The organism is Ruminococcus sp., assembly GCF_017650195.1.
In the GTDB taxonomy this organism is placed as follows: domain Bacteria; phylum Bacillota; class Clostridia; order Oscillospirales; family Ruminococcaceae; genus Ruminococcus.
Map to the genome: position 1 here is coordinate 1 of NZ_JAGCFH010000207.1, position 7,268 is coordinate 7,268.

General features: G+C 36.6%; 9 protein-coding genes and 2 tRNA genes. 9 read left to right on the forward strand and 2 right to left on the reverse strand.

All coding sequences use genetic code 11. The annotated features are described in order from the left end of the window. The 3 genes from J6U00_RS09615 to J6U00_RS09625 all read left to right on the forward strand — a co-directional run. A partial coding sequence (locus tag J6U00_RS09615; protein ID WP_296581342.1) for a dockerin type I domain-containing protein occupies window positions 1-514 on the forward strand: 514 nt, incomplete at its 5' end. A 137-nt stretch (window positions 515-651) separates the two neighbouring features. Continuing rightward, window positions 652-831 (forward strand): hypothetical protein, encoded by a 180-nt coding sequence (locus J6U00_RS09620; RefSeq protein WP_296581345.1) that lies wholly within the window; start codon window positions 652-654, stop codon window positions 829-831. A gap of 14 nt (window positions 832-845) precedes the next feature. Beyond that, window positions 846-1,769 carry a dockerin type I domain-containing protein gene (locus J6U00_RS09625; protein ID WP_296581348.1) on the forward strand — a complete coding sequence of 308 codons (924 nt, stop codon included), beginning with the start codon at window positions 846-848 and terminating at the stop codon, window positions 1,767-1,769. A 224-nt stretch (window positions 1,770-1,993) separates the two neighbouring features. Here the strand turns inward: J6U00_RS09625 and J6U00_RS09630 are convergent, their stop codons facing one another. Continuing rightward, on the reverse strand, window positions 1,994-3,370 hold the full coding sequence (locus J6U00_RS09630) for a leucine-rich repeat protein (RefSeq protein ID WP_296581351.1): 1,377 nt from the start codon (window positions 3,368-3,370) through the stop codon (window positions 1,994-1,996). 273 nt (window positions 3,371-3,643) lie between these two features. Between J6U00_RS09630 and J6U00_RS09635 the strand changes: the two genes are divergently transcribed. After that, window positions 3,644-3,814, forward strand: coding sequence for a hypothetical protein (locus J6U00_RS09635; RefSeq protein WP_296581353.1), 171 nt, complete (start codon window positions 3,644-3,646; stop codon window positions 3,812-3,814). Between the two features lie 205 nt (window positions 3,815-4,019). Here the strand turns inward: J6U00_RS09635 and J6U00_RS09640 are convergent. Further along, a tRNA-Lys gene (locus J6U00_RS09640) sits at window positions 4,020-4,095 on the reverse strand. Between the two features lie 176 nt (window positions 4,096-4,271). Between J6U00_RS09640 and J6U00_RS09645 the strand changes: the two genes are divergently transcribed. From J6U00_RS09645 to J6U00_RS09665, 5 genes are all read left to right on the forward strand, one after another. Beyond that, window positions 4,272-4,345: transfer RNA gene (locus J6U00_RS09645), tRNA-Arg, on the forward strand. 141 nt (window positions 4,346-4,486) lie between these two features. Then, window positions 4,487-5,299, forward strand: a complete 813-nt coding sequence (locus J6U00_RS09650; protein WP_296581354.1) for a hypothetical protein — start codon at window positions 4,487-4,489, stop codon at window positions 5,297-5,299. Beyond that, entirely contained in the window at window positions 5,300-5,989 is a 690-nt protein-coding gene (locus J6U00_RS09655; protein ID WP_296581356.1) for a class D sortase, read from the forward strand. Then, a complete protein-coding gene (locus J6U00_RS09660) occupies window positions 5,986-6,882 on the forward strand; it encodes a hypothetical protein (protein WP_296581358.1) in 897 nt (298 codons plus the stop codon). Before J6U00_RS09655 ends, J6U00_RS09660 begins: the two co-directional genes overlap by 4 nt. Before the next feature lie 158 nt (window positions 6,883-7,040). Continuing rightward, window positions 7,041-7,268 (forward strand): aquaporin (locus J6U00_RS09665; protein WP_296581360.1); only part of this gene is annotated, 228 nt, incomplete at its 3' end.

Here is a 7,268-nt window from a genome sequence, read left to right on the forward strand (position 1 = left end):
AATATCTGATGATACTTTGGGGTTCAGGCTGTATGGAAGATATATAGGAATTTGGGAACAACCTATGAATATAGGCATTGTCGAGATAAAAGATAGTGAAGGAAAAACAGTAAATATTTTGCCACTTGATAACAGCTTCTCAATTTCTGACGGAGATTATACAGCAACTTTAAATGTAATTTCAAAGGATTATAGCTGTTTCAGTGATAAAATAATCAATTTCACAGTTAAGGATGGTAAAACAGAAACAAGTCTAGATTATAACGTTGAAAGATCAAATTTTACAGATTTTGGAAACGGCGACAGCAACAATGACGAAATTATTGATATGGCTGATAGCGTACTAATTATGCAATCTCTTGCCAATCCTTCAAAGTATGGTGTTAACGGCACGGATGAACACCATATCACAGAGCAAGGTCTTCTTCGTGCTGACATTGACGGAAACGGCGTAACTAACATGGATGCACTTACAATACAGAATTATTTACTTGGTAATTTAAAAATTAAATAACAGAACAGGATTGAAAGACTATGACCAACTTTGGTTTTTTTAGCAATATTGCTATAATAGGGGATAAGAAATGAAAAGGAGCTAAATATGGGACAGAAAGAGATTATCAACAGGGACTCTTACCGAAAATCAAGAAAATGAACCGCGAGGAGCTTACAAAGTTCATTCTCCAGTATGGGGAGCAGTTGCTCGGAGAACAGGGCAAAACAATTGATCTTCCTGCTCTTGAAGCGGAGCTTAGTAAGATAAAGGGTATCGGCGGTAAGCGACTTGAGGAGATTATGGTTGTTATAGAGAAATTTTTATATATTGAATAGTAGGAGGAATATTAATGAGAAAAAAAGCAATAGGCACCGGTATAGCTGCTACATTGATGATTTCGTTAATGCTTACTGTGTTTCCTGTGAACGCTGTAAGTGAAACTGATAGTGAAACTCTTATCACAGCTTCTGAGACTGCTGCCTCAGAAGAATTGCTGACTTTTGAGGAACTATATGCTTTGGAGGAAGACGAACTGAAGCAGTATTGCTTAGAACACAATCTGGAATATAAGAGTAAAGAATATGCTGAAGAAAGGGTTGCCTCCAGACCCATGACTTGGGTAAATGTGAAGCTGAATGACTATTTGCTGAAAGGCGAGAGTGATCTGCTTGAAAGTAACGATTGGAATGCTTTTAATAAAAATAACTACTATGATTATGACTTTGAGAAGATGACATCAGATTTGAATATGCCCGAAAAATACTACAAATTCCATGCCGAAAAAAACGATTTCTCGTACGATTATCATTCCGAGAATGATTCCGACGGTAATCCTAAGTATACTTATCGAAAATACGCAGCGATATTTGTTGAGCCTGATCCGTCTGTTGCAAATGAGCGATCAATTGCAAGGCTGTACCAACTTATATATGTATGGACACAACAGAATCCGATTGTTTATAGAGGAACAACGGCGATTTCGAGGACTGCTCCCGGCAACCCGATAGTTGTTGAAAAACTTGATACTTTGGGAGATATTAATTCTGATGGGTATATCGATGCTGTTGATGCTTCTTTAGTTCTTTCATATTATGCCCGTATATCTACAAATCAGGTAGGAGGATATGATGCGCTTCAGAAGCTTAATGCTGATGTAAATAAAGACAGATCCATCAATGCCGTTGATGCATCATATATACTTTCATACTACGCATATACTTCTACCACCAAGGAAGAAATAATGTCTGTTGAAGAGTATATGAAAAAGAAATAATTATTGATGACGGCTCTATAGATCTACCGATAATTCAATTGAATTAGTAAATGAAAATTATAGGCGGCTTTATGCCGCCTTCTTCTATTTTGCTTAAATCAATTGCTGAATATAGTTCAAACTGAGATGTGATATATGAAAGAAACAAAGGATCGGCATAAATTGAACTGAACCATTTTGTGCTGTACGTACAAAATGGTTCAGTTCATAAAAGGGGCTTTTTGTTATTTGGTTCTCTTCTTGAATGATACGAACGCAAGTACTGATGCAGCTAAACCAGCTGTAATAAGTCCTGCACTACCTTTATCTCCTGTCTGAGGAGAGTTGCTTTTTGCAGTAGCAGCTTTTGTTGTAGTCGTAGCTTTTGCTGTAGTTATAGTGGTCTGCTGTGTTGTTTCTGCATCAAGATCAACGAATTTGATATTGTTGTCATTAGCGTGCTTTTCAGCTTCAGTGCCCTTATATCCGTAGATAGTCAAATTCTGATTATGACCAGAAAATACGCTTTCATGGATATATGTTACACTTTTTGGAATGACGATCTTAGTCAGGTTAGTACAGTCCTTAAAGGCATCATCCAAAATATCAGTAACATTATTAGGAATGGTTATTGAAGTCAGACCTGTACAGCCTTCAAAAGTTTGCAGTCCCACTGCAAGAAAGCTGTCTGGAATTGTTACTGAAGTCAAGCCGGTACAGCCTTTGAAAGTGCCGTAAGCGAAATATTTTATACCTTCAGGAAGTTTAACAGAGGTCAGCCCTGTGCAGTCCTCAAAAATATAATGTCCCATTTCCAAAACAGAATCAGGGATAGTCACAGACGTCAGACCGCTGCACCCCGAAAAAGCACTATTTTCAATTAAATCAACACTATCGGGTATAGTTACAGAGGTCATACCTGTACAGCCTGCGAAAGCTTTGCCGCTGATACATTTGATACCATCAGGGATAACAACATCTGTGTTTTCGGGCATTGTTCCCTTATATTTAAATACGGTCTTTCCGAGGATTATCATTCCGTCAGGCTGATCGTCGTACCACTTTGTATTTTCAAATGCGTCATACATAACATATTCTATGCTGTCAGGGAAGTTGATCGACTCTAATGCAGTACAGTTTTTAAAAGCTTCATAATCAATGTACTTGATGCTGTCAGGCAGTGTAACGGATTTCAAGTTGGTGCAATCCATGAAAAGGCTGTGTGATATCCCTTCAACGCCATTTGGAATGGTTATTGACGTTAAGCCTGTACATTTCTCAAAAGCTGACATTGCAATTGATTTGATACCGTCTGGTATAGTTACCGAAGTAACGTCAGCACGATTATAGAATGCATTACCTGATATTCCTGTAACTTTCCTGCCATTGATCTCAGAAGGTATCACAACTTCTTTGGCAGTTCCTGTATACCTGCCCACATAAGTATCATCATTTTCTGTTACTTTATACTCAAATGATGTGTTTTCGTCAACTTCATAGGTGCCTTGTTCAACGATATTAACTGCTGTAATTGCAGAGCATCTGTCATTAACAGTGTTATTTAACATACAACATGAACCAACGATTGCAAGTGACATAATAAATGGTATTACCTTTTTCATAACTTTACTCCTTATCGTTTTTATTTGATTTCATTCTTTAATGCTTTCCATAATTTTGCATCAAGATCAAAAGAGATCAATTGAGCAGATGCAGTTTTTCTTATACTTATTATACGACATAAAAAGAGAAAACTACGCGCTATTCATATTATATACAGCACTATCGCAAAAATCAAGAAAGAATATATGAACAAGTCTTCAAAATCACGAGGATTTGCTGTATAATTCTTTATTATTAATATAGCGAGAGCTATATACTCAGAAAATACAATATTGCTTATAGATGAAACTACCGGTGCTCTTGATGAGAACACCGAGAAGAAGCTCCTTCAGAATCTGAGAAGCATGACAGATAAAACTGTTGTCATAGTGACGCACCGACCTGCTGCATTGGAGATCTGTGATAGAGTCATTGACTTTACAGATTTGCAGAGTAATAATTAATATATAAAGATTTAGGACGGCGTATGCCGTCCTTTAATTATAATAGTATTTGGTTAATATCCGTGTGACATTCGTGTGACAAACGCTGTATTTTTAACTGATTTCATGTAGTTTTGGCTTCATATTCGCAATTTAACTTGAAGACAAGACAAACGAAAAATGCCGATATTTCAAGAATTACTCGAAATACCGGCATAAATAAAAGTGGTGAGACATGAGGGATTTGAACCCTCGACCCTACGCTTAAAAGGCGTATGCTCTACCGACTGAGCTAATGTCTCACAACAAAATTAATTATATCAAATTTATTATGGCTTGTCAAGGTGTTTTTTATCTTTTTATATATTTGGTCATTACACCAACATTAATTAATGTAATTAGTGCAAATTGACGTTTTTGTTATTTGATGTTGACTTTTGCACTATAACATGATATAATATTTAAGTCGTCAAAAGATGTGCTTGTAGCTCAGCTGGATAGAGTGACTGGCTACGAACCAGTAGGTCGGGGGTTCGAATCCCTCCAGGCACGCTTAAAAGTCTTACGCTTTCACGTAGGACTTTTTTATTTTTATCCGAGAATTGACAACGCTTTCATTCCAAAGAATTCTTGACATTTAATACTTTAAAGGTTATAATAATTTTGTATATACTCGATTAGGAGGTTGTTTATATGCATATACGAAAAATACTGAGTATTATCGCTACGTTTTCTGCCTTATCCGGTTCTACTTTAGTTTATTCCTTATCTGTAAATGCAGCTACAGTTGATGATGTAGCTGCTGTAGCAAGATCTTATGGCTATTCTGAGGAGGATATCCAGGCTGGTTATAATGCATACTATGAAAATCCTGCAAAATATCCACCTGAGCTTCTTGATCAGGTAATAGCTTATCTTCACGAAGCCGGCAATCAGATAATTGCTACTGCTCCCCAGGAGGAAACATCTCCGGTTCAGACAACAACTACAACTGCTGCCGCTATTTCAGAAGAAAATAATGCTGAAATCCCTGAACCTGTTGAAAGCGGTATTGTTCTTACAGCATCCGATGGTTCAACATTTATAAGGATTAGCAGGGAAGAGTTCATCAGTATGTCTTATGATGAAAAAATGTCTTATGTACACAGCTTTACTCCTGCACAGCAACAGGCTATAATTGATGATCTAAGTCCAGAAGAATATAAAAGTTTGATAAAGCAAAGTCCTGCAGACCAGAAGATACAGATAGTTGGAAAACTGTCTGAAGCAGCAGAAGAAATGGGACTTAATGTTACTGTAGACGAGATAACGGATAATTCTCTTACAGTTGCTATGCGCAACGATAAAGGAGAGCTTCTTAACGTCTCTACTGCTGGCGCTACTGTAGAGGACACAGGCTATGACAGGAGAGGAATCTTGGCTGCATCGACAGCGTTTATAACCATAGGAATCGCTTCAGCTTGCCTTCTTATGCGTCGGATAAAAAAGAACGGAGCGGAGAACTAAATGAGTAATAAACAAACTAAAGATTCTCGTCTTGTATGTATAGCAACACCTTTTATACTGCTTTTTATTTGCGTCGGTATTTTTATAGCAGCTATGATAAAGCCTGCAGACAAGCTTAAGGTATATCTTAATCTTGCTTTTATGGATAATCTGAAAAGCAATCCCGAATCGGCAGGTTCAGGACTTGTTATCAGAGAAAACGATATAATTGATGATTACAGCGGAGATACTTATGAAGAAGGAGAGTTCATACGACCTAAGTTTGGTGAGATGTATGCTATTCTTACTTCTTCAGCTTTTGATCTCCAAATACCTGTATACTGGGGCAGCAATTCCGAGCTATTTGAACACGGAGCCTGTCAGTCTACAGGCTCAATAATTATTGGAGATAAAGGGAATTCTGTTATAAGTGCCCATGAGGACACCTATTTCGCTGATCTTTATAAACTACAAAAAGGCGATAATATAACTTTAAAAACAAATTATGGTGAATTTTCTTACTCTGTAACAGAAACTATCAGCTTCAACAAGAGTGACAGCAAATATGTTTCACCGTCTGAAACATCAAAACTTACGCTCTACACATGTAAAAAGAATGTTCTCGGAAGCTCAGATGAAAGAATAGGCGTTATTTGTGAGCCTGTTTCGAAAAAGTTTTATAAGAAAGCAGGGGAGGGGGAGTCGAAATGAAGAAGATAAGCACCTATCTCCCATCGTTTATTATTTCTGTATTTCTTGTATTTCTTATAATTGCATCTTCTGCGATTTTGCTTGTAGATATAAATGTATCTGCTTCAAAAATCAAGAAACTTGCGGAAAAGAATGCTCTGGAATCAAAAATATACACTGAAATAGAAAAGTATTATACTGATAAATATAATACCACTGGTATTCCTGCGGAAGTATATATGGAAGCCATAAATGATCAATATATCAAAACCTTTGTAGAAGCATATATCGACTCAGCATTTGAAGCCCTGAACAGCAATGGATTAATGAACGAAGTTCATCCAATAAATACAAAGCTTGAGGAAAACATCGACAGCTTCTTCAATGAATTTGCAGATAAAAACAATTATCAGAAGGACGAAAAATTTGACCTTAAGCTCAAGAACACAAAAGACAGCGCTTATATAACTATAGGTTCATTTTGCGATGTATATAAATTTTCGACAATGAGCAGTAAGGGCGTACTTTCAAAATTAGCTCGAATATATTCAAATAGAACTTATGCAACTGCTCTTTTGCTTGGTTCAACTCTGTTTATGTTAATTTTGCTAGTGCTTATAAACCGGAAAAAGAAGATAACTGCTGTATACTGGATAGGAATATCAGCTCTCATATCAGGAATAATAGGAATGATACCCAGTATTTATCTTATAGCAAGCAGATACTACGATTCGTTTTCGATAAAACAGCCTGCTGTCTTTACAGCATTTACAAGCGCTATGTATAAGTATACAGAAGCGTTCATGGCGATTCAAATTGCACTCTTGGTATTCGGTCTTGCTATGGTCGTTATATATGGTATAATCGGCGAGAAGAAAAAGTATCCTAATACAAAACCAACACAGATTGACTGAGATTAATCAGCTGCTTTTATGCAGCTGATTTTGTTTATAATAACTAACTAAAAAATATTATCTATTTTTAAAGAAAATATTGACATTAAACTGTAAATGATGATATAATTGACTTAACGGTTTGACCGGAAATCTTATTATTTTAAGGAGGCAATTATATGGAATCAATCAAAAAATACGTTGCAGAAGTTATCGGTACGTTTGTACTTGTACTTCTTGGCTGCGGAACAGCAATGTTAGTAGGCTGTGATTCAACAAATGGCTGCGGATATATCCTGACAGCACTTGCGTTTGGTCTTGTGATTGTAGGTATGGCATATTGTATCGGCAATATATCAGGCTGTCACATCAATCCTGCAGTTTCTTTGGGAGTACTTATCAATGGT